The sequence below is a fragment of the Bradyrhizobium sp. CB82 genome (assembly GCF_029714405.1).
GTDB lineage: Bacteria > Pseudomonadota > Alphaproteobacteria > Rhizobiales > Xanthobacteraceae > Bradyrhizobium.
Map to the genome: position 1 here is coordinate 2,410,394 of NZ_CP121650.1, position 20,651 is coordinate 2,431,044.

Below are 20,651 nucleotides of genomic sequence, written 5' to 3' on the forward strand. Positions count from 1 at the left end.
ATTCACTCCTACGATTCACGATCCGCTCACCTCTGCATGAATTTTCTCGCAATGCGCAACAAGATTCTGGTGCGCATCGACGAACGCCTTCAGCGGCGTCGGGATCGGAAAGAAGTAGATGTTCGCAATGAAGCCGTAGATGCCGGCATCGATGCTGGTCGGCGACGAGCCATGCACGAAGCCACTCGCAGGCACGATCTCCGCCAGCACCTTCAGATCGGTGAGCCCCCGCGCATAGGCCTGATCGGGCGTGTAGCGCCCGATGCCCTGGAAATGATAGCGCTGCGCGTTGTAGGCCTTCGCCTGCTCCAGCCCCTCGGCATTGATCTGCGGATGCTGCGCGATGAAGGCGTCGCGAAACGCCGGATAGTAGCGCTCGTCCTTCCAGCGCGAATACGAGATCACCCAGTAGAGATCATCTAACATGCGCGTCATGAGGTGATCGGTGCGCCGCTGCTCCGGTGACAGCGCGGCATCGATCGTCAGGCGATATTTTGCGATTGCATGCGCGATGATCGTCTCGCTGTCGCCGATCGTCTCGCCGTCGTCGACGATATAGGGCAATTGTCCGCGCGGCGCGGCGGATGCATCGAACACGTGTTCATGCACGAACGGCACGCCCGCGAGTTTGAAGAAGGCGTAGACCTTGAGGCCGTAGCCGTTGTTGTCGGCGACACCGAACAGTTCCGGGTAGGAATAGAGGGTCAGCATGTGCGGGATCCATCGGTCTGCGGAACCATCATGCGGGTGCTTGGCGGCTGAAGCAATGCCCCATCAGCGCACGCCATTGCTCGGCATCTTCGTTCGAGATGCGCCGTAGGGCGGCGCCCCACCGCCAGGATTTCACCGCGTAGTATGATGAATCAGCCACAGCCGTACTGCGGGCGATAATCCTTGAATGCAATCAAAGATTGTATTAGTGTGCGGCGAAAGCAGCCCATGGTCATCGATTTCAGTAGGAGCTTTCCATGAAAGAGAGTGATCTCAAGGAGCTGGAAGCGCTACCTCATTCAAGCACTTGCAGGCTCATATCATTCAAAGATGCCGACGTGGTCCCTGGGATCGTGCCCAATACATTCTTCCTGATCGTCAGTGGCATTAAGCCATGGGCGACCATGAAGGTCGAGTTGCAGCCGCTGATCTACATTCACCAGCCGGAATACTGGGGGATCGAGGTCGTCGGATGTCAAAGCGGTATCGGACTGCCCATGCAAGCCCCCTATCATGTCAGCCTAGACATTTCCCATGCGCGCGGCAAACTCGGCATCGAGGTGATCGGTGCGACGTCGCGCAAGCAGATCAAGGTGCCCTGACAAACGTGACAGTGAGTAAGGCTGGGTTAGCCGCTGACAAGTTCGGTCTCTCTACGAATGAAGGCGCAAGGGCGTAGCTCACTCTTCTGCTTTCGCGGAGATCGACAGTGGTGGGTGCTACGCCTAGCGGACTGCGCTTCGCGCATCCGCGGGCTACCTACCTCACCCTACGCTGCGACCCACGCTGCAAGGTCGCGCCATGGCTGCAACGTCCAATGACCGGACGCGGCGCCGGATGGTGAGGCGAGCACGAACATTTCGGGAAATTGCCCGTCCGATTGCTGCCTCCCCAGCGAGATCGCCGCGGATGGCTTTCCGTAAAACAGGCCCGCTGCCTTCTTGCTGGTGAAGGCGATCGTCTTCGGACGATACCTCTCCATCTTGATCCGAAACCCCGGCACGTCGATCGATGCTGCCTGGATCTGGTGAACAGATGGTTTGCGTGGTTGGGATCGGCGCCACATTCTTCAGCTGGAAAAAGGCCGGGCTTAAGCCCGGCCTTGCTTGCATGGGATACCGAGAGCGGTCGTCATCACAACGCCCTGTTGCTCTCCTTCACCGTCTCCGCATCCAGATACACGTTGCTCCCCATCTCCTTGAACTTCTCGCTCATCTTGGCCATGCCGTCCTCGATGGTGCCGGCCATCGACATGCCCACCGCCGCCGGATCGTTCAGCGTCGCCGCGTAATCCCGCACGTCCTGGGTGATCTTCATCGAGCAGAATTTGGGGCCGCACATCGAGCAGAAATGCGCGACCTTGTGGGCTTCCTTCGGCAGGGTCTCGTCGTGGAAGCTCTTGGCGGTGTCGGGGTCGAGGCCGAGGTTGAACTGGTCGGTCCAGCGGAATTCGAAACGGGCGCGGGAGAGCGCGTCGTCGCGCAGTTGCGCGGCCGGGTGGCCCTTGGCGAGATCGGCGGCGTGGGCGGCGATCTTGTAGGTGATGACGCCGGTCTTGACGTCGTTGCGGTCGGGAAGGCCGAGATGCTCCTTCGGGGTCACGTAGCAGAGCATGGCGCAGCCGAACCAGCCGATCATGGCCGCACCGATCCCTGAGGTGATGTGGTCATAGCCCGGCGCGATGTCGGTGGTCAGCGGCCCGAGGGTGTAGAACGGCGCTTCGCCGCACTCCTTGAACTGCTTGTCCATGTTGATCTTGATCTTGTGCATCGGCACGTGGCCGGGGCCTTCGATCATGACCTGGCAGCCCTTGTCCCACGCGACTTTTGTCAGTTCGCCGAGCGTCTCCAGTTCGGCGAACTGCGCGCGGTCGTTGGCATCCGCGATCGAGCCCGGGCGAAGGCCGTCGCCGAGCGAGAACGAGACGTCATATCTGCGCATGAGGTCGCAGATCTCGTCGAAATGCGTGTAGAGAAAGCTCTCCTTGTGATGCGCCAGGCACCACTTCGCCATGATCGAGCCGCCGCGCGAGACGATGCCGGTGACGCGGTTGGCGGTGAGGTGGATGTATTGCAGGCGCACGCCGGCGTGGATGGTGAAGTAGTCGACGCCCTGTTCGCACTGCTCGATCAGCGTGTCCTTGTAGAGCTCCCAGGTGAGTTTCACCGGATCGCCGTTGCACTTCTCCAGCGCCTGATAGATCGGCACTGTGCCGATCGGCACCGGCGAGTTGCGCAAGATCCATTCGCGTGTGGTGTGGATGTTGCGGCCCGTCGAAAGGTCCATCACGGTGTCGGCGCCCCAGCGGATCGCCCACACCATCTTCTCGACCTCTTCCTCCACCGACGACGTCACCGCCGAGTTGCCGATATTGGCGTTGATCTTCGTCAGGAAGTTACGGCCGATGATCATCGGCTCGAGCTCGGAGTGGTTGATGTTGCTCGGAATGATCGCGCGGCCGCGCGCGATCTCGGAGCGCACGAACTCGGGCGTGATGAAGGCCGGTACCGCGGCGCCAAAGCTTTCGCCGTCAGCCAGCGCTTGCTCCGCGCGCTCGTGCTGCTGCTTGCGGCCGAGGTTTTCGCGCGCCGCGACGTAGATCATCTCCTTGGTGATGATTCCGGCGCGGGCGAATTCGAGCTGCGTGATCTTGTGGCCGGGGAGGCCGCGCAGCGGCTTGTGATAGGCCGAGAAGGCGCGCGCGGCTTTCTCGGTGGAGACGCCGCCATTGTCCTCCGGCTTGATCGTGCGGCCTTCATATTCCTCGACGCCGCCGCGCTCCAACACCCAGGCCTTGCGGTTGCGGGCAAGGCCGGCGTTGACGTCGATGGTGACGGACGGATCGGTGTAGGGGCCGGAGGTGTCGTAGACCGGCAGGTTCGGCTCGCCGGCGCCTTCGGAAAGGATGATCTCGCGGAGCGGCACGCGCAGATCAGGCGCCGCATCGGGCGAAGCAAAGATTTTTCGCGAGGAGGGCAGCGGGCCGGTGGTGACGGCGGGGACGGTCTTGTCGGGGTTGGAGTGGATGTTCATGAGATCCTCCTTAACTCAATTCGTTGGCATCGCTGCGCGAGACACAATATACGCTGTCATCCCCGCGAAAGCGGGGATCCAGTATTCCAGAGGCCGTGCGGTTGAACGGATAGGCCGCGGCGTACTGGATCGCACGGTCAAGCCGGGCGATGACGCCGGCATGTTTTTCCGTCATTGCGAGGAACGCTGGCCGTCGAGCAATCGAGAAAAACTGGTAGACCCTCACCCTGAGGAGCGCGCTCTTCCCGCGCGTCTCGAAGGGCGAGGCCGAGAGCCGGGCCTTCATCCTTCGAGACGCGCGTTCCGCGCTCCTCAGGATGAGGGACTGACAGCTGCGCTCGCAATGACGGTGGTGCGAGAGCATCACGCGGCCTCCTTGCGGTAACCGAGCCATTGCCGCACCCGCGCATCGGGGTCGGCATTCTGCGTGATGTCGCTGACGACGGCTATGGAATCCGCACCGGCAGCAAAGATCTCCGCGGCGTGCTCGAACTTGATTCCGCCGATCGCAACCAGCGGGATGCTGCCGACGCGCCGCTTCCATTCCGTGATCTTTGGAATGCCCTGCGGTTCGAAGCGCATCGACTTCAGCGTCGTGAAGAAGATCGGGCCCAGCGCGACGTAGTCGGGATTGGCGGCGAGGGCGGTCGCGAGCTCGTCGTCGTCATGGGTCGAGATGCCGAGCGTCAGGCCGGCGTCGCGAATGGCCTTGAGGTCGGCGTCGACCAGGTCCTCCTGGCCGAGATGCAGATGCTTTGCGCCGGCGACGATCGCCGCGCGCCAATAGTCGTTCACGACGAGCTTGGCTTGCGTGCCCTTCGTCACCGCGAGTGCGTCGGTGACGATCTGGAGCGCTTCCGCATCGTTCAGATTCTTGGCGCGGAGCTGGATCGTGCCGACGCCGAGCTTTGCCAGGCGCTCGACCCAGGCGAGGCTGTCGACGACCGCATAGAAGGGATCAGGATACGCGTGGCGATCGGGATACGCGTGGCGATCAGGATACGGCATGCCAGAACGGGGTCCCAACGACAGGGGTTGACGGGGAGGCGAAGTCGCGGGCTTCCATCAGCCCGGCCTCGTGAGCGGTGCGGCCGGCCTCGACGCCGAGGCGGAAGGCGTTGGCCATCGCGACGGGATCTGCGGCCTTGGCAATCGCGGTGTTGAGCAGCACGGCGTCGTAGCCGAGTTCGAGCGCGTGGGCCGCGTGGCTCGGTGCGCCGAGGCCGGCATCGACCACCAGCGTGATGTCAGGCAGCCGCTCGCGCAGCAGTTTGAGCGCATCGCGGTTGGTGATGCCCTTCGCGCTGCCGATGGGCGCGGCCCACGGCATCACCACCTTGCAGCCGGCATCGACCAGCCGGTTCGCGACGGAGAGATCCTCGGTGCAATAGGGGAAGACCTCAAAGCCGTCCTTGATCAGGATGGTGGCGGCCTCAACCAGGCCGACGACGTCGGGCTGAAGCGTGTCGTTGTCGGCGATCACCTCCAGCTTGATCCAGGAGGTGCCGAACAATTCGCGCGCGAGCTTCGCGGTCGTCACCGCCTCGCGCACGCTGCGGCAGCCGGCGGTGTTCGGCAGCACCGTGACGTCGAGCTCGCGGATCAGGTTCCAGAAGGCGTCGCCCGTCTTGCCGCCGGCCGCCTCGCGCCGCAGCGATACCGTGACGATGTTCGAGCCAGATGCGCGGATCGCGGCCTGCATGATCGCCGGCGAAGGATAGAGCGCGCTGCCGATCAGAAGGCGGGAGGAGAAGGATTTGCCGTAGAAGGTCACCATGACGGTGTTTCCTCGATTGACCCTGTCATCCCCGCGAAAGCGGGGATCCAGTATTCCAGAGGCCGTGCCGTGATGCGGAGAAGCCGCGGCGTACTGGATCGCCCGGTCAAGCCGGGCGATGACGGCGGAGTGTGTGGAAAGCGCATTGTGTCCATCCCATCATCCTCCCTGCCGCGGCGTGATGATCTCGACCTCGTCGCCGGCCTTGAGCTCGGTCTCGGCCCAGCGGCTCTTCGGCACCACGTCGTAGTTCAGCGCGATGGCGAAATGCGTGCCTTCGTAGTCGAGCTCAGTGAGCAGCGCGTCGACGCTGACTGAGCTCACCTCGCGTTGCTCGCCGTTGATGATCAAACGCATTGGACGATCACGCACATTGCATCACCTCATTGTCGATCTGGCCGCGCTCGACATAGGCGAGCGTCAGCTCGGCGAGCGCCGGCGCGATCAGGAAGCCGTGGCGGTAGAGCCCGTTGACCGCGATCCTGTCGCCGCGAACGCCGATGCGCGGCAGATTGTCGGGGAAGGCGGGACGAAGACCCGAGCCGAACTCGACGATTCGCGCCTCGCCAAAAGCGGGGTGCACCGCATAGACCGCGCCCAAGAGCTCGAGCGCCGAGCGGACGCTGACGCCGGTGTCCTCGGCCTCGATCGAGGTCGCGCCGAGCATGAACAGGCCCGCCTCGCGCGGGATCACGTAAAGCGGCCAGCGCGGATGAATCAGCCGGACCGGGCGCGCGAGCTGCACCTCGCTGGTCTCGATCAGGATCATCTCGCCCTTGACGCCGCGCAAGCCCGGCTGCTCGTCGCGTGCGATGAGGCCGCGGCAATCGATCACGATGCCGTCGAGATCGCTCGCGCTGACGTTGCTGGAAAACTTGATGGTGCCGCCGGCGGCGCGGATGCGCTCGTGCAGTTTCGGCAGCACGCGGCGCGGCTCGACATGACCTTCGGTCGGGAAGAACAGCGCCTCGCGGAAGCGCCCTTCGAGCGACGGCTCCAGCGCGGCAAGGCCGACGGCATCGAGCCGCTGGTGGCCTTCGGTCATCTTTGCAAAGCGCTCGAAATCGTTGCGCTCGCGAGGGAGCGCAACGACCAGCGAGCCGTTGAATGGCGTATCCGGCAATTCGCGCCGCCAGATGTCGAGGGAGCGCAGGCCCAGCCGGCTGATGATGGGCTCGGCCACCTCGGCCTCGCAATAAGGTGCGAGCATGCCCCCGGCCCAGTGGCTGGTGGCGTGCGTCAGGCCCTCGTCACTGCGCTCGTGCAGAGTGACAGCGTGGCCGGCCTGCGCGAATAACAGCGCCTGCCAAGCCCCTGCGATGCCTGCGCCGATGATGGAAACCGGTGATTCCGGTCGTCTGGTCGTCTGGTACATCCCTGTCCCTTCGCCGGCATGACCCGGATCAGGTTCAAAGGGTCACCGCGGTCCTGGGCGGGCTTGCCCATTTAGCGGTATCTCAGCTCCTCCTCGGAGCACCCCTCGGAACGGCGCTAATGTATGCCAGTGACGCTGTGTGTCAACGGATACGCGGCAGTCAACTGCCGTCATTCCGGGGCGATACATCAGCATCGAACCCCAATGCGCAGTTGCGCATTGTGGAATCTCGTCATTCCGGGTTCGGTCCTGCGGACCGCCCCGGAATGACGATCAGTTGTGGGGAACCTGCGCGCGGGCGTTGGCGACGTTTCGCGCGAGCCTTTTCCGCGGGGCGAACACCGGCTGCGGATTGCCGTTCGGCTCGAGCCACGCATTGTCGAAGCTAGCGGCCTGCTGCGCCATCTGCATCCGCTGCTGCTTTGCGGCATAGTAATAGCCGCCTGCATAATAACGAATGGCTCGGCCGTAATCGCCATTGGCGGCGCGATAGGCGCCGGCGAGGTATTTTACGGCATAGGTGAGGTTAGTCTGGGGATCGCGCAGGCCGGCGGCGTCGCCGGTGTAGCCAACCCCACGGGCGGTCGCGAGCTTGATCTGCATCAGCCCGATCGTGCCGCCATGGCCGATGAGATGCGGCTGATAGCGGCTCTCTCGCATGATGACGCGATGCACCAGCGCTTCCGGCACGCCGTTCGCGCGCGCATGCGCCGCAACCATCTCAGCGTACTCCGCTTCGCCCGCGACTGCAGCGTGCGACAATGACAGTCCGGCCGCGATTGCGGCGGCAACGAATAAAGCTTTCATCGAATATCTCTTGGTTCAATTGACCTGCGCCCGCGTTAGGCCTGCGGAACACGGCGATGATGTGGCGAAACGACGCCGTCAAAGATTTCGGTCGCGCCGTCGTCTTTACGACTTAAACATGCGTTAAGTTTGCTGCAGGTGAGGTGTTGGCAGCAGGCTGAGAGCCGCACGCGACAGCGGACCTGTCCATTCGCGCATCTGCCCAACAACAGATAAGAAACACGTATCGGGAGACGTGCCATGACCAGATCAGATTTGATGCAATCAGACCTGACTCACGCGGACATCGGCGAGATCCCCAGGCAAAACCCCTGCGCCCAGTGCGGCATGCCGATCGCGCAGCCTGACTGGATCGAGCCGGGCAATGGCCGGGTTTCCTATCTCTGGAAATGCCGCGCCTGCGGCTATCGCTTCGAGGCGATCGCGATCTACGACGAGCCGACTCCCGAGCACGCGCTCGCCGCCTGAAGTACTCACGCGGCCAGCGGTTGGGCTGCCAGACCGGCAGCTGCATGCGCACGATCAGGCCGCTCGGCTGCCTGTCATGCAGCGACAGCTCGCCGCCATGGGCGATCGCGATCGCGCGTGCGATGGAGAGGCCGAGCCCGAAGCCGGTGGTGTCGTCCATGTTGCGCGCGTCGTCGCCGCGCACGAACGGCTCCAGCATCTCCTGCTCGCGCGCGTCGGAAATGCCGGGACCGTCGTCCTCGACATCGATGGTCAGCTTGGTGCCGGCGACGTCGAGGCGGATCGTGACCTCGGCGCCGAAGCGCACCGCGTTCTCGACGAGGTTGGTGATGCCGCGATGCAGATCGTCGGGACGCGCCGCGGCGGTCGCCTGCGCGGGACCGTCGTAGTGCACGGTGTGGCCCATGTCGGCGAACTGGTCGGCGATGCGTGCTTACGATGTCGACCAGCGTCACCGCCTCGATCTTGCGGTCGTTGCGGAGCAGCGAGAGCAGCGAGAGCACCGATTCCAGCATCGCGCGAACAGCTCGTCGAGCGGCTCGCAGATCTCCGCACTGCTCATCGACTACAAGACCTGATCGCGACACCAGATCGGTGCAGTCCCCGTCGCCTCTCACACCTCTCCCAGGGCGCCTGACGAGTCGACGGGGAACTGTGCGTGCCTTCGCGTTCGACCCAAAAATCTCCTTCGCGCGGAACTTGGCTTCGCGATGCAACGCGCGCGAAACGCGTGACGAAATTGCCGCATCTTTGGAACCGCTGGCCGATATGCGCGGTTCTCTCCACACAAGTTTTCGATCAGTGGAGATCAAGGAGAGGACATCATGTTGATGAAATCGATCGCGGCCGGCCTTGCCGGTTCCGCGCTGCTTGTAACTGTCGCGTTCGCCCAGAATCCGACGACTACCGACAAGGCACCGAGCGCGGCCGCCACGACGACGGCAACGACTTCGGCGTCGGGTGACTGGCGCGCCTCGAAGGTGGTGGGCTTGAAGGTCTATAACGATGCCAACGAGAGCGTCGGCTCGATCAACGAACTGTTGATGGACAAGAGCGGCAACATCAAGCTCGTCGTGCTCGGCGTCGGCGGCTTCCTCGGCATGGGCGAGCACCTCGTCGCGGTGCCATTCGACAAGGTGAAGTTCTCGACCGAGCCGGTCTCCTATAGCGGCACCGCCAGCAACACCAGGCCGCCTGGCAGCCCGCCATCGTCGACGACCACGGGCGCCGCGACGAATACCGCGCCGGCCGCCCCGGCGCCATCGACATCGAAATGGTACCCGGACCACGCCGTGTTCAATGCGACCAAGGACGAGCTGAAGAACATGCCGGAGTTCAAGTACTCCGAGTAATGCGGCTCAGCTGATCGCTCAAACGCAACGCGCCCGGTTTGTCCGGGCGCGTTGTCGTACCTCACATGCTCCACGAGTGGGACAAGAGACGTCAGTTCCCCACCAGCGTGCAGCCGCCTTTGTCGAGCGGGCGGAACGCCTCGTCGCCCGGCACGGTCGCGATCAGCTTGTAGAGGTCCCAATCGCCCTTGGACTCCTCGGGCTTCTTGACCTCGAACAGATACATGTCGTGCACCATGCGGCCGTCGATACGGATCTTGCCACTTTTGGCAAAGAAATCGTTGACCGGGGTGGCGCGCATCTGCTCCATCACCTTCGGCGCCTCGTCGGTCTTGATGGCCTCGATCGCCTTCAGATAGTGCATGGTGGCCGAATAGAGCCCGGCCTGGATCATGGTCGGCATGTGCCCGACCTTGTCGTTGAAGCGTCTTGAGAAGGCGCGCGTCTCGTCATTCATGTCCCAATAAAAAGCATCGGTGATGATCAGGCCCTGCGTCGACTTGATGCCGAGCGAATGCGTGTCGGTGATCTCCTGCAAGAGGGCGATCATCTTCTGCCCGCCCTGTGTGAGGCCGAACTCGGACGCCTGCTTCAGCGCATTGGTGGTGTCGCCGCCGGCATTGGCGAGCGCCACCACCTTGGCCTTGGAAGCCTGCGCCTGGAGCAGGAAGGAGGAGAAGTCGGAGGAGTTGAGCGGATGGCGGACGTCGCCGAGCACTTTGCCGCCGCTTTCCTTCACGACGTTGGCGGCGTCGCGCTGCAGCGCCTGGCCGAAAGCGTAGTCGGCGGTGACGAAGAACCAGGTGTCCTCGCCGCGCTTGACCATCGCCTTGCCCGCGACGTTCGACAGCGCATAGGTATCGTAGGTCCAGTGCACCGTGTTGGGTGAGCAGGCGACGCCGGTGATGTCGGAGGAGCCGCCGCCGGAATTGATGTTGATCTTGTTCTTCTCGCGCGTCAGCGCCGAGATCGGCAAGGCCACCGAGGAGGTCGGCACGTCGAAGATCGCATCGACCTTCTCGTTGTCGTACCAGTTTCGCGCGATGTTGACGCCGACGTCGGGCTTGTTCTGGTGGTCGGCGGCGACCACCTCGACCGGCTTGCCGGCGACCTTGCCGCCATAATCGGCAACCGCCATCTGCACCGCAGCGAGCGAGCCCTTGCCGGTGGCATCCGCATAGAGGCTCGACATGTCCGTGAGCACGCCGATCTTGACGAGGTCGTCGGAGATCTGCGCCTGCGCTGCGCCACCGCTGGCCGCAAGTGCGAGGGATGCCGCGACCGCGGCAAACAGTTTGTGCATGGTTGTTCTCCCTTTTCGATTGTTCTTTGGCTTCGTTTTACGGGAACGGTTCTAGCGGCTATCGGCGGCTGCAGCTAAGCACTCCCCGTCATGGCGGAATGCAAAAAGGGAAGGGGACAGGGTTCCAACCATCTCCCGGTCTGAACACCGTGCGGGAGATGGTTCTCGCCACGCAGCGGCGCACCGGGCCTTCCGATCCATCGGTTGGGCATACCTCCTGACTGGGCAGCTCGAGCTGCAGACCTAACTCCCATCTCACCTAGTGGTGAGTTGGATCCGCCGCATGCGCGGGTCTATATCAATGTCGGGTTGATCGAGACGGCCTCTCGCACCACGAAGACCGTAGGACCAGAGCCGATAGTGCCAGTGCCCGACGGGGCCAGCGCCGATAGTGCCAGTGTCCTAGCGGCCAGAGAAAGCGAGCATCAACCCCCGCGCCCACGCGACGCAAGCGCTTGCGCCCGCGAGCGGGCGCGGTTGTTGTCAAGTGACACCGATCATTGGTTCGCCAAAGCGCGACCTTTGCCTTATTGATTCCAGCCTCCGCCAATGGCCCCAGCTCGATCATAGACCGAGAGGGACCAAGTTGCAGGTCGAACTTTCAAACCTTGAAGAAGGTCGCAAGATAGAGCATGCCAGCCAAAACGACGGTGATACCGATGACCGTTAAGGCGGCCTGTTTGGTAGAAACGTCGCGCATAGCAACGCCTCCTTCAGTTGGACACGCCCAGCACCGTCAACGAACGCTTGTTGTGGCCCGGCGTTTGAAACTCGATGGCTTGGCCAACCGACAGGCCGATCAATGCAGCTCCGACCGGCGTAAGAACCGAGACGCGCTTTAGCGTTATGTCCGCTTCGTGCGGATACACCAACACCACGTCCCGGACTTCACCGGACTTGTCATCGCAGTACCGGACCTGCGACCCCATGCGGACCACGCCCGGCAGATCGGAATTGTCCGCCACCACACTTGCGCGTTCCATTTCCTGTGCAAGGAAATGGGCCACGCGCGGGAAGAGCATCGCGCTCGAACTGGCGAGAGCGTTGAGACGCCTAGCCTCGTCCTCCAGCACCGTGATAGGCGGCAATGCGCTTTCAGGGTTGTTCCTGCGATTGGACTTGCTCATTACCTTCTCTCCTTTCCTAAGCGGCTGATGGCCCTGGATCATCGTCATCAAAGACTTCACCGGATTTGCTAAAAAGAGCCCTGACGACATCATCCGGCCCAGCTCGACTGACGCGTTCGATCCTGACGACGTTCGTGCGCCCTGCGTTGAAGAAGGGGATTTCGCTTCCAACCTTCAGTCCCACCAATGCTGCGCCCAATGGTGACATCACGGGGATTTGGGTGCGCTCGGACGTGTAGTCTTCGGGGTACACCAGTTGCCTCGTCTCGCGAGGGAAGCCCCAGTTGATCCAGAACGTCACCCACGAACCCATGGTGACGATGCTGTCCAATCTGGCTGCACGATCAGGGACGACTTCCGCACGGTTGATCTCACTCAGCAGAAAACGAGCGTCCACGTCGCCTTGATCTGCGCCCACCTGCGCGAGCCGTTCCAAGCGACGATGGTCAGACGCCGGAAGAGTGATGTCCGGGATGTAGGGGGTCATCACGACATGCCTCCTTGTTTGGGCTTCCCCTCGCGGGAGAGCCACACACCAAATCTGTTTGATGAAGGAAGGGGGTATCCGGACGGCACCGACTACCGTCCGGCTAAGCTCCTGCTTGGAGGCGTCCGGCGTGCAAGCAACGGCGCGCAATGCGCGGATCGATGTCAAGGACGTGTATCATGTCGTGGCGACCATAGGACCTTTCGCCTTGTCCTGTATCGCGACCAAAGAGCGCATACCTTACAATCCCGCAGCGCTCCCGATGGGAGCCTAGGATCTGTTCTACGCGAGGACACGTCCTTCGCTTCATCCAGACGTCGCGCGCATCCAGACGTCGCGCTCCTCGTCGGTCGTCAGGATCACCAGCATGGCCTTCGGCTGGATCGGCTCGACCACGGCATTCGGCGTGGTCGTCAGGAAGCCATAGGCTAAAGTTGCAATTTTCCCGTTTTCCGACGATGCCTGGCGTACTCGGACCTAGATCGTCCCCTTCTTGATAGCTCGCAAGCTACGGACGTAATACCCTTGTCGCTGAACGGCTGACCTTATCTCGTCGCTGACTTTGGAAACGCTTCTTCTGCTCTTTCGCCACTTATGCCTAGAGCTGAGAGTAGGTATCGCAGAGCCTTTGCTTAAGACGAGCAAGTCGCGCTTATCATTGCGATAGACATCAAACATCTTTCACTCCCCCCGCAAAATCATAGTGAAGCAATTATCAAATAGTTTTCCGTCTTGACCGATCAGCTTAGTATCTGGGATGTCTCCCCGGCTTGTAAATGTGCAACGCTCGTCACTTTCTTCTTCACCGTGTTCCGGGTCAGGAACGCGCTGAAGCAAGCCCCAGCGCATTAGCATCATCTCCGGCTGAAGTGTTGCGGATTACTGGCGCTGGATAGTTGGGAGGATGCCGGGCATCGGCTGCAAGTTGCCGACGAAGCGCCACGCGGAAGAGCGCGACCGCTAATTGAGCTTCCGGCGAAGGTTCTTGACGATCCCTCGAAGGTCTGCGGCGTACTGTTCGATGATCCGGCGAACCTCTTCTCGTCGCGATGGCTTGGGTGGCGACTTGTCCTCTCCCGGGTGATGTGGTTCTTCGCCCAGCTTCATGCCCCGACAAGTCACCCGACAAAAGTCGAGCACGTTGATCTAAATCAAAGAGCGACGACCTAAGCCGCCGCCCGATCTTCCTTCTCCGCCCCACGCATCACAATCTTGAGCGCATCATCCGGCAAGGCCGTTGCAACGCCTTCGCTTCATCCCACAGCGCGCGCATCCACACGTCGCGCTCCTCGTCGGTCGTTGGTCGCGTCCCGCAGCAGCACCCGGTGGGCAAGCCGCGGCTTCGGCAACTCTCCCGCCAGTCGCATCAGAACCTGGCTGGTCTCTGTGCCCGAGACGCGAACGATCGCGATCGCGCTTGGCGGCGTCGGGATCACCGGCATCGCCTTGTCGGACGATGTACCCACCCGCCGATGATCCCCGACACGAAGTGCGGCCTTCCCGCGATGGCTTGCGTCTCAGCGATGCAGAAGGCCAGGCGTACTTCAGGATGCCAGTAACCCGCATCGGTCCCAGTGCATTCTCCCTATTTTGGTCACCTTTTGATCGCGATGTGAGTAGTCAATATTGCCCGCAGCTAAGAGCCAATATTGCTCGCAGCTAAGGGCCAATGATTTCAACAGCGAAGCGGATTGCAGAATGCGATTGAAAAGCGCTGCATTATTTGCCGTTGGGTTGTTGTTTGTCAGTTTTTGGCTGCATGGCGGCGCTCGATGTCAAACTTCACTGGCCCCGCCGCCCCCGGTGACCGACCAAGGTTCGCCACCAGCGGCTACGTGCCACTGGGGCGGTCTCAATGTGTGCAGCAACCCGGCGACAGGCAAAGGTTCGTCGCCTCCGCCGACAATGGCGCCAGAAGTTCCGATGTATCCGCCGCCCGTGATCCTTGCCTCGCCGCCATCGGCGGCCGCCAAAGGTTCGTCGCCATCGGCCACCAAAAACGTTTTTCCACCAAAGGCGACCGACGAAGTTCCAGCGCGAACGGCGACCGCCAAAAGTTCGCCGCCACCGGCCACCAAAAACGTTTCTCCGCCAATGGCGACCGACGACGTTCCAGCGCGAACAGCGACCGCCAAAGGTTCGTCACGATCCGCAGCCGCCAAGAACTCGCCACCGCCTGCCAATGACAAACACGCGCCGGCACCGGCCATCGACAACATTTTACCCACGCCGGGCATCTACAATATTTTGCCCAACCCGCGCATCGGCAAGCCGTCTCCGTCACAGGAGCCCGGTCCCGATGGCTTTACCGTAGGTATCGACGACGGCGAGGAGACAGGCCAGCCGCCGCCCATAAGGCCTCGCCCAAAACAGTCCAAGGTCAGGCAAAAGCCCGATATTGCCGAGGGACCATCGGCGATACAGTCGCTGGGCGATCAAGCAGAAATTGAGAAACTGAAGCCCAATCTCACGATTTGCCGAGGCTGCTAAAGGGTAAGGTGCTGCCGCAGAGCACGCCATGTGGGCGCGCCGCCGCCGTTAGCGATGACGGACACCCAGTCCGATGTCGCGCCGCCGCCTCAGCAGCTTCCACTCGCGACCGAAGATGACCTCCGGCAGGGGGAGGCCGAGCATCGCCGCCATCGCAGCATCATCTCGCGCTCGCATTTCTCGCGGGCAGGTGGTCGATGGGTATTGGTTTGGGCTCGTATGGCAAGGATCTATCTCACCAGAAAGGCAACTACGGTCATACACTCCGAACGGGGTCGCCGACCCTGACAAGGCCGCCCTGCAAGATCTTGCAGTACAGCCCACCGCGATTGATCAAGTGTCTGGAGATCGTCTTGCCGGTGATCTTCTCGACATGCCCACACGGCTCCACAAGCTCGGTCCCTTCCAACATTGTTTCGCCGAGCCAGAAGCGACGGCCCACCAGATGGTTTAGCGGCACGCCCTCGACTGTCACGTTGCGCCGGTGCTCCTCTGGGCCGAGCTCGATCCCAAGCTCGTGCCTGAGTGCGATCAACGTCTCGAACTCGAACAAGGTGATCTGGTCGCCCTCCTTGCGCAGGGGCGAATAAAACCCTTCCTTCATCAAGTAGCGATCGCCCTCAATGCCTTTGCCGGCGATCAAAGTGACCTCCGACACGGCGCGCATTGGCAGAAACGCGCGCGAAGTTACGTGGATGAAGCGGATCACGCCGGTCCATCCGAGTTTGACAGATGTCTGCGCCCGTCCGTGGGTGGTCTTGTCCAGCATCGCACGTCCCCTGAGAATAGTAGCCTACGCCCGGTCGCCACCAGTGCGGGAGAAAATAGGTAAGTAACTCTTCTGGGTTAGTGGCGAACCCGATCCGGTCGCCTATGTGCTGCGGGTCAGGGGGCGAACTTATGGTCTCTCTTTGCCGCCTGCCAATCGCCCTAGGCACGCGCAAAAAAGACCGCCCGGAAGGCGGTCTTTTTAGTGCAATGCGCCGAGCCAAAATAGATCGGGATCAAACGTGCACGGCCCGGCGTGATCACAAGGTAACCATCATCCAACGGAAGCTGCCTCACAAATATAGTTGCAGTTCTGAAATGAAGAGTGCGCTTTGCTGGTGCGCACGTGACGAGCGGCCTTTGCTTGTCCGGGGCCCAAAAAAGGACGGCTCCAGTTGTGGGACTGGAGCCGTCACCTTCCTAATCAGCGCTTCCGACATTGGGGGGCTTGCGGCTCGGAAGAGCGCCTTCATTCTGCGCTGCGCTTTTCTATCTCGTCAACGCTCGGCCTCAAGGCAAAAAGTCAGACGATTGCGCTGTCATCGTTGGCCGTCAAACACCGGGCTATTACTTGTCGTGTCAATCTGCGAGACTTTAACTCAGACAGCACAAACAACGGGCTCGTGAAAACAATGCCCGAAGGGAGGTTCGCAGTGGAGAAGGTGCGACGCTTACGCGCGATGGGCTCGCTGTGTCGTCAACAGGCCGCGTATAACAGCATGAATAAGTGGAGGCTCCTCGCCGAAGCAGAATACTGGGAGCACCTCGCTCACCTTGAGCTGTCGTCCTACTTCCAAGAATGTAATTCGGTTAGATAAAGCGAGACAGTGCGGCCTGCCTCGGGGTTTACAGCTCCCGCTCCATCGCCGGATGCTGCCGCTTCTTGACCCTGACCCAGTGCTTCTGCCGGCCGCCGGGGTACGGTCGATCGCGATGTTTCGAGATAAAGCCCTCAAGCCCCATGCGGCACGCAGCGCGGAAGAGATCGGGACCGATCTCTCCCCGCTCGAACGGCGCCACCGCGATGCCATCCGGGCGCCGCGCTAGAAGCCCCTCTAACCTGATCTTGCGCAGGTGCAAGGGCAGAGAGCGCAGATCGTCGCCGCCCATCGCGAGAATGTCTAAGGCGTAGAGCTGCACCTCGTGATCGTGCTTGCGCGAGTGCAGCGCGTCAAAATCGGAGACGCCATCGACGACGCCGAGCACGACCGCTTCGCCGTCGAGCACGAAGTGCTTCTGGCGGACCTTACGCGCGGCCTCGACGATCCAGGGATAGCGGCTGGTCCAATTGCAGTCACCGCGCGTGATCAGGCGCACGCGGTCGCCATCGCGCTCCAGGCAGAGGCGATACCCATCGTATTTTACTTCGTGAAGCCGGGTCCGCTCGGGACCGCCGCGCCTTTGCTAGGCATGCAAAACTCGAATGAAAACATCGGAAAACTAGGCGCGCACGATAGAGATTGCCCTAGTTCCGTCTTTGGAAAATCCAGCAACCTTTCAGCATCGAGCCGAATTGTCATTTGTCGCCGTGCGGTTCGTGGCAACTATCGGTGATGAGATCGCAAAGTTGCGCTCCCGCCCGAAGCACAGAAGGGAAAGGAGAGCGCCATGAGACGACGCTCGCAGCCCCATTCATTCGACGAGAAGTTGAGCGCCGAGAAAGCGCGTCTCGAAGCAGTATTTGAAAATGTAGAACCCGGACCCCAGCGCGATCTGCTGGAACGCAAACTCCGTCAGATCGAAACTGCCTCCAACATAAATGAATGGCTGACATCACCGGGCTTGCAGCCACCCAAGTAGATGCTGGTTGCGTTTTGGGGGGAACGCAGCGAGCATCGTTGCTCAGCTTGCAGCTCGCTGCGACCGCACTCACGGCGCCGGAATGCCGCGGTAATAGTCGTCGACCGACCTGGCCACCGAAGGGTCCGACCAATTCCAGCTACTCTCATTCCTGTATTTTGGCGCACCGCTTAGCTGCTTATCGGTCATGCCGGTGACGTAGCCGCCGAGGTTGGTGTCGTACTTGAGTGATTGCCATGGCAGCGGGTAATGGTCGTCGCCAATGCCAAGGAAACCGCCGAAGCCTAGCACCGCGTAAGCGACCTTGCCGCTGACCTTGTCGATCATGACCCGTTCGACCGAACCAATGCGCTCCTTGTCAGCGCCATAGACGGCCGTACCTTCGACCTTGTCGCTGCCGATCAAACTTCCTGTTTCGCGCTTTTCATAAGCCATGCGAAGTCCTCCTTTGATGGGAAGGTCAACCCCTGGCTCATTCGCTCGTTCCTCAGTATGCCGCCATCAGTTCGGCACGTCGTTAAACTGCCCTCGTCATAACCGGCTTCCGCGATAGTGCGCCAAGCCCCAGATCCGCGACTATTCAACATCGTTCGGGCATCGGTCCACATTCGTGCGTGGAGGCATCGCTACGATTTGCATTGAGGGGCTTTCTCAGATCGATCAGCATCTCCGTCCGTTTGACTAAAAGGAACATGTTGCGCGAACGGGGATGTCCCGATCGCTGTTGAACTACGTCGGGCCGACGTTGCCGGAATGAATGTTACGCGGCCCTCGTGACGTGGGCAACGGGGTTGATCGTCATGCGATTGTGGCGAGCTTGAAGGGCCGCACGCAAAACCGACAATTGCTTATGCGCCTTCAATCGTCGGAAGCCCTTGTTGGCCTCGATCATGCCGGCCGCGACCCATCGCAAGGCCATGCCGGCATCCCGCCAGCGTTTGACGTTGCGCGTGACGCGGCGAATGGTGCCCATCATGTTCTCGGCGATGTTGGTACAAGCGAGCGATCGACGAAGCTCCTTCGGCAGCTTCAACCGGACGACAGTCAGGATTTCGTCGAGGCCTTCGAGGATGCTGGCCGCTACGCCGGGCCATTGCTGGTCGAGTCGACGCGCGAGATTGCGGATCAATTTTTCAGCCTTGTCGGCGTCATCGAGCTCCCAGGCCTGGCGCAGCACCCGACGGGTGGCCGCATGATGCTCTTTCGGCAGGCGTTCCATGATGTTGCGCGCCTTGTGGATCTGGCAGCGCTGGATCGCAGCGGCCGAACCGAAGGTGCGGCGGATCGCCTTCGACAACGCCTTCGCGCCGTCGGCGATGAACAGTCTTGGCACCGTCGGGTCGAGCCCGCGCGAGACCAGGTTGTCCAGCAGGGCCTGAACCGTTGCGGCGTTCTCGGTCGCCCCTTCCACCAGCGCCAGCGGATGCTTGTTGCCTTCGCCGTCAACCCCGATCGCGGCCACCAGCACGAGATCGTCGCCGAGATGCAGCCCGTCGATTTGGACCACCAGAAGGTCGAGCGCGGACAGATCGGCAGCCATGAAGTCGGCCAGCCGCGCCGCCGACAGCGCTACGAACCTCCGCGAGGCCGCCGACTTCGAAACCCCCGATCCGGGCGGTGCCGGCACGTCACCCTCGGGCAGCCGGACAGCGCGGCCGAACCGGCGCGTCGACACATTGATCAGCATCAGGTTCATCGCCCAGCGACCGAGCCAGTCCTCCTCCGCCGCCGTTTCCCAGCTCGGGATCGTGACCTCGCGGCCGTCCACGCCCCGGACCCGCGGGCGCTCGACCTCGATCTTGCCGCCGTGGAAGCCGATCCGTCCCCGCGTTCGGCCCCAACGGTGCGCCCGCCGCGCCGCGTCGCGACCGTGGCGCGGCCCGCAGGCCGCCGTGACATCCGCCTCCATCATCGTGCCGAGCGCCTCGATCCCTGCCGCAAGGCAGAACCGATCGAAGCTCGCCCGCACTTCTGCAAACGCTTCGTCCACAGCCCCGGTCGCCGGCCAACCAGCCGGTGTGATATCTCTCGTCATGGCGTTGCTCTCCTTTGTGGAATCAGCACCCCGAGCCTACCGGCTCAAGGTGGGCAACGCCGACCTCTTCAGAAATTCAACAGAACCCGGGACATCCCCGCGCGAACGGGTGTTCAGGGTTCGGTGTTATGTGTGTTTCGGCGAGGTGGCATCGACCATGGCCCTCCCAACCAGCTCTGGGAATAGGCTTTTGGCGGCATTGCCTCCTGCGGACTTCGACTTGCTCGCGCCGCACCTTCAAAAAATGTCCTTCGGGTTCGATGCCGTATTGGTGCGGACCGGAGATGAATTCAAACAGGTCTATTTTCCCATGAGCGGAGCCATTGCCTTTCTAGTTGAAATGCTGGATGGACACATTGTGGCTTCCACGCTCATGGGGTCCGAAGGAGCAGTCGGCGTACTCTCGGTTCTAAGTCCCTCACAGTCGCCTGTGACTGCAAGGGCTTATGCCGCTGGAAGTGCATTTCAGATACCCGTTTCACAATTGCAGTTGGCGTTTGACCGAAGCGCCGCGGTCAAGCGCATTCTGCGACTTCATCTCCGCACACAACTCCTCCAACTTCAAAATGTGGCGGCTTGCAACGCAGTGCATCCCGTCGAATGCCGAATGGCGCGATGGCTGCTCGAACTGCACGATCGCGTCGGGGGTGAGACAATTCAACTAACGCAGGACGCGCTTGCGCAGTTACTCGGAGTGAGACGGACGACGGTGACGCTGACGATGAGCAGGCTTCGTGCAGCCGGCGCTATCAAGGCGGACCGTCGCGGTATGCTGGAGATCAAGCGAACAGGACTGGAGAGCGTTGCCTGCGAATGCTACACCGTAATGCGACGCAGGATAGATCGCATGTATGGTGAGGAGCTTTAGACAAAGCCGCTCTTGGTGAGCGGACCGTCACGGGTGCTCGGTGTTCAAACGCGAGATGCCCTTCAGGTTTCCCCCATCGATAAGGTCACGCTCTACGTGTTTGGCTTGTTCTCTCGTCAGGTTGGCGGCCAAATCAGTCCCAATCAGTGCTGGGCCTTTCCGTTCCCGATCGTAAACCATCCACCCTTTGCCCCCTTCCCGAACTAAGAACCGAGTTTGAGACTTCCCGTTGTTCATTTTTATGGCTCCC

At 61.6% G+C, this 20,651-nt stretch carries 23 protein-coding genes, 3 pseudogenes and 1 riboswitch; of the genes and pseudogenes, 6 read left to right on the plus strand and 20 right to left on the minus strand.

From position 1 onward, the window contains the following. Positions 1–15: 15 nt before the first annotated feature. A complete protein-coding gene (locus QA640_RS11665; RefSeq protein ID WP_283040777.1) occupies positions 16–711 on the minus strand; it encodes a glutathione S-transferase family protein in 696 nt (231 codons plus the stop codon). Between the two features lie 257 nt (positions 712–968). Here QA640_RS11665 and QA640_RS11670 point away from each other — a divergent pair, with 257 nt between their 5' ends. After that, complete coding sequence (locus QA640_RS11670) at positions 969–1,313, plus strand: hypothetical protein (RefSeq protein WP_283040778.1); 345 nt, start codon at positions 969–971, stop codon at positions 1,311–1,313. Positions 1,314–1,480: 167 nt separating this feature from the next. On the opposite strand, the pseudogene QA640_RS11675 reads toward QA640_RS11670, so the two are convergent. The 8 genes and pseudogenes from QA640_RS11675 to QA640_RS11710 all read right to left on the minus strand — a co-directional run. Continuing rightward, positions 1,481–1,741: pseudogene (locus QA640_RS11675) on the minus strand (mismatch-specific DNA-glycosylase); the annotation flags it as partial. A gap of 104 nt (positions 1,742–1,845) precedes the next feature. After that, complete coding sequence (gene thiC, locus QA640_RS11680; protein WP_283040779.1) at positions 1,846–3,744, minus strand: phosphomethylpyrimidine synthase ThiC; 1,899 nt, start codon at positions 3,742–3,744, stop codon at positions 1,846–1,848. Positions 3,745–3,754: 10 nt separating this feature from the next. Further along, entirely contained in the window at positions 3,755–4,030 is a 276-nt protein-coding gene (locus tag QA640_RS11685) for a hypothetical protein (RefSeq protein WP_283040780.1), read from the minus strand. 77 nt (positions 4,031–4,107) lie between these two features. Further along, positions 4,108–4,752 (minus strand): thiamine phosphate synthase, encoded by a 645-nt coding sequence (locus QA640_RS11690; protein WP_283040781.1) that lies wholly within the window; start codon positions 4,750–4,752, stop codon positions 4,108–4,110. Further along, positions 4,739–5,521 carry a thiazole synthase gene (locus QA640_RS11695; RefSeq protein WP_283040782.1) on the minus strand — a complete coding sequence of 261 codons (783 nt, stop codon included), beginning with the start codon at positions 5,519–5,521 and terminating at the stop codon, positions 4,739–4,741. The genes QA640_RS11690 and QA640_RS11695 overlap by 14 nt, the downstream gene beginning before the upstream one ends. A gap of 159 nt (positions 5,522–5,680) precedes the next feature. Further along, positions 5,681–5,878 carry a sulfur carrier protein ThiS gene (gene thiS, locus QA640_RS11700; RefSeq protein WP_283040783.1) on the minus strand — a complete coding sequence of 66 codons (198 nt, stop codon included), beginning with the start codon at positions 5,876–5,878 and terminating at the stop codon, positions 5,681–5,683. A gap of 7 nt (positions 5,879–5,885) precedes the next feature. Beyond that, entirely contained in the window at positions 5,886–6,896 is a 1,011-nt protein-coding gene (locus QA640_RS11705; protein ID WP_283040784.1) for an FAD-dependent oxidoreductase, read from the minus strand. Beyond that, positions 6,884–7,012: riboswitch (TPP riboswitch) on the minus strand. Its footprint overlaps the gene before it by 13 nt. Before the next feature lie 157 nt (positions 7,013–7,169). Then, positions 7,170–7,703 carry a transglycosylase SLT domain-containing protein gene (locus QA640_RS11710; protein WP_283040785.1) on the minus strand — a complete coding sequence of 178 codons (534 nt, stop codon included), beginning with the start codon at positions 7,701–7,703 and terminating at the stop codon, positions 7,170–7,172. Between the two features lie 240 nt (positions 7,704–7,943). On the opposite strand from QA640_RS11710, the gene QA640_RS11715 reads away from it, so the two are divergent. After that, a complete protein-coding gene (locus tag QA640_RS11715) occupies positions 7,944–8,171 on the plus strand; it encodes a hypothetical protein (RefSeq protein ID WP_283040786.1) in 228 nt (75 codons plus the stop codon). A gap of 25 nt (positions 8,172–8,196) precedes the next feature. Here QA640_RS11715 and QA640_RS11720 read toward each other — a convergent pair. Then, a pseudogene (locus tag QA640_RS11720) lies at positions 8,197–8,695 on the minus strand (ATP-binding protein); the annotation flags it as partial. Between the two features lie 300 nt (positions 8,696–8,995). Between QA640_RS11720 and QA640_RS11725 the strand changes: the two are divergent. Next, positions 8,996–9,523, plus strand: coding sequence for a PRC-barrel domain-containing protein (locus QA640_RS11725; protein ID WP_283040787.1), 528 nt, complete (start codon positions 8,996–8,998; stop codon positions 9,521–9,523). Positions 9,524–9,614: 91 nt separating this feature from the next. Here QA640_RS11725 and QA640_RS11730 read toward each other — a convergent pair whose 3' ends face one another. From QA640_RS11730 to QA640_RS11755, 6 genes and pseudogenes are all read right to left on the minus strand, one after another. Beyond that, positions 9,615–10,826, minus strand: a complete 1,212-nt coding sequence (locus QA640_RS11730) for an ABC transporter substrate-binding protein (protein ID WP_283040788.1) — start codon at positions 10,824–10,826, stop codon at positions 9,615–9,617. 713 nt (positions 10,827–11,539) lie between these two features. After that, a complete protein-coding gene (rnk, locus tag QA640_RS11735) occupies positions 11,540–11,953 on the minus strand; it encodes a nucleoside diphosphate kinase regulator (RefSeq protein WP_283040789.1) in 414 nt (137 codons plus the stop codon). 16 nt (positions 11,954–11,969) lie between these two features. Beyond that, entirely contained in the window at positions 11,970–12,440 is a 471-nt protein-coding gene (locus tag QA640_RS11740; RefSeq protein ID WP_283040790.1) for a GreA/GreB family elongation factor, read from the minus strand. 477 nt (positions 12,441–12,917) lie between these two features. Beyond that, entirely contained in the window at positions 12,918–13,118 is a 201-nt protein-coding gene (locus QA640_RS11745) for a hypothetical protein (RefSeq protein ID WP_283040791.1), read from the minus strand. Between the two features lie 488 nt (positions 13,119–13,606). Beyond that, positions 13,607–13,740, minus strand: a pseudogene (locus QA640_RS11750) (SOS response-associated peptidase); the annotation flags it as partial. Then, positions 13,694–13,906 (minus strand): hypothetical protein, encoded by a 213-nt coding sequence (locus QA640_RS11755; protein WP_283043150.1) that lies wholly within the window; start codon positions 13,904–13,906, stop codon positions 13,694–13,696. The gene QA640_RS11755 and the pseudogene QA640_RS11750, both read right to left, overlap by 47 nt. 160 nt (positions 13,907–14,066) lie before the next feature. Between QA640_RS11755 and QA640_RS11760 the strand changes: the two genes are divergently transcribed. Continuing rightward, the gene (locus tag QA640_RS11760; protein ID WP_283040792.1) at positions 14,067–14,930 is read left to right on the plus strand and encodes a hypothetical protein; all 864 of its coding nucleotides are present in this window, start codon (positions 14,067–14,069) and stop codon (positions 14,928–14,930) included. A gap of 256 nt (positions 14,931–15,186) precedes the next feature. On the opposite strand, the gene QA640_RS11765 is transcribed toward QA640_RS11760, so the two are convergent. Continuing rightward, positions 15,187–15,699: an MOSC domain-containing protein gene (locus QA640_RS11765; protein WP_283040793.1), complete on the minus strand. Its 513-nt coding sequence runs from the start codon at positions 15,697–15,699 to the stop codon at positions 15,187–15,189. 845 nt (positions 15,700–16,544) lie between these two features. Next, on the minus strand, positions 16,545–17,015 hold the full coding sequence (locus tag QA640_RS11770; protein ID WP_349253713.1) for a DNA ligase: 471 nt from the start codon (positions 17,013–17,015) through the stop codon (positions 16,545–16,547). A gap of 291 nt (positions 17,016–17,306) precedes the next feature. Here QA640_RS11770 and QA640_RS11775 point away from each other — a divergent pair, with 291 nt between their 5' ends. Then, the gene (locus QA640_RS11775; protein WP_283040794.1) at positions 17,307–17,498 is read left to right on the plus strand and encodes a hypothetical protein; all 192 of its coding nucleotides are present in this window, start codon (positions 17,307–17,309) and stop codon (positions 17,496–17,498) included. A 69-nt stretch (positions 17,499–17,567) separates the two neighbouring features. Here QA640_RS11775 and QA640_RS11780 read toward each other — a convergent pair whose 3' ends face one another. Further along, entirely contained in the window at positions 17,568–17,933 is a 366-nt protein-coding gene (locus QA640_RS11780; protein ID WP_283040795.1) for a PRC-barrel domain-containing protein, read from the minus strand. Between the two features lie 325 nt (positions 17,934–18,258). Continuing rightward, positions 18,259–19,533 (minus strand): IS256 family transposase, encoded by a 1,275-nt coding sequence (locus QA640_RS11785; protein ID WP_283037679.1) that lies wholly within the window; start codon positions 19,531–19,533, stop codon positions 18,259–18,261. A gap of 157 nt (positions 19,534–19,690) precedes the next feature. Between QA640_RS11785 and QA640_RS11790 the strand changes: the two genes are divergently transcribed. After that, positions 19,691–20,401, plus strand: coding sequence for a Crp/Fnr family transcriptional regulator (locus tag QA640_RS11790; protein ID WP_283040796.1), 711 nt, complete (start codon positions 19,691–19,693; stop codon positions 20,399–20,401). The last annotated feature ends 250 nt before the right edge of the window (positions 20,402–20,651 follow it).

Coding starts and splice junctions, on each gene's coding strand:
- QA640_RS11665 (WP_283040777.1), bottom strand. CDS start 711: ATGCTGACCCTCTATTCCTACCCGGAACTGTTCGGTGTCGCCGACAAC.
- QA640_RS11670 (WP_283040778.1), top strand. CDS start 969: ATGAAAGAGAGTGATCTCAAGGAGCTGGAAGCGCTACCTCATTCAAGC.
- thiC (WP_283040779.1), bottom strand. CDS start 3,744: ATGAACATCCACTCCAACCCCGACAAGACCGTCCCCGCCGTCACCACC.
- QA640_RS11685 (WP_283040780.1), bottom strand. CDS start 4,030: ATGAAGGCCCGGCTCTCGGCCTCGCCCTTCGAGACGCGCGGGAAGAGC.
- QA640_RS11690 (WP_283040781.1), bottom strand. CDS start 4,752: ATGCCGTATCCTGATCGCCACGCGTATCCCGATCGCCACGCGTATCCT.
- QA640_RS11695 (WP_283040782.1), bottom strand. CDS start 5,521: ATGGTGACCTTCTACGGCAAATCCTTCTCCTCCCGCCTTCTGATCGGC.
- thiS (WP_283040783.1), bottom strand. CDS start 5,878: ATGCGTTTGATCATCAACGGCGAGCAACGCGAGGTGAGCTCAGTCAGC.
- QA640_RS11705 (WP_283040784.1), bottom strand. CDS start 6,896: ATGTACCAGACGACCAGACGACCGGAATCACCGGTTTCCATCATCGGC.
- QA640_RS11710 (WP_283040785.1), bottom strand. CDS start 7,703: ATGAAAGCTTTATTCGTTGCCGCCGCAATCGCGGCCGGACTGTCATTG.
- QA640_RS11715 (WP_283040786.1), top strand. CDS start 7,944: ATGACCAGATCAGATTTGATGCAATCAGACCTGACTCACGCGGACATC.
- QA640_RS11725 (WP_283040787.1), top strand. CDS start 8,996: ATGTTGATGAAATCGATCGCGGCCGGCCTTGCCGGTTCCGCGCTGCTT.
- QA640_RS11730 (WP_283040788.1), bottom strand. CDS start 10,826: ATGCACAAACTGTTTGCCGCGGTCGCGGCATCCCTCGCACTTGCGGCC.
- rnk (WP_283040789.1), bottom strand. CDS start 11,953: ATGAGCAAGTCCAATCGCAGGAACAACCCTGAAAGCGCATTGCCGCCT.
- QA640_RS11740 (WP_283040790.1), bottom strand. CDS start 12,440: ATGACCCCCTACATCCCGGACATCACTCTTCCGGCGTCTGACCATCGT.
- QA640_RS11745 (WP_283040791.1), bottom strand. CDS start 13,118: ATGTTTGATGTCTATCGCAATGATAAGCGCGACTTGCTCGTCTTAAGC.
- QA640_RS11765 (WP_283040793.1), bottom strand. CDS start 15,699: ATGCTGGACAAGACCACCCACGGACGGGCGCAGACATCTGTCAAACTC.
- QA640_RS11775 (WP_283040794.1), top strand. CDS start 17,307: ATGAGACGACGCTCGCAGCCCCATTCATTCGACGAGAAGTTGAGCGCC.
- QA640_RS11780 (WP_283040795.1), bottom strand. CDS start 17,933: ATGGCTTATGAAAAGCGCGAAACAGGAAGTTTGATCGGCAGCGACAAG.
- QA640_RS11785 (WP_283037679.1), bottom strand. CDS start 19,533: ATGACGAGAGATATCACACCGGCTGGTTGGCCGGCGACCGGGGCTGTG.
- QA640_RS11790 (WP_283040796.1), top strand. CDS start 19,691: ATGGCCCTCCCAACCAGCTCTGGGAATAGGCTTTTGGCGGCATTGCCT.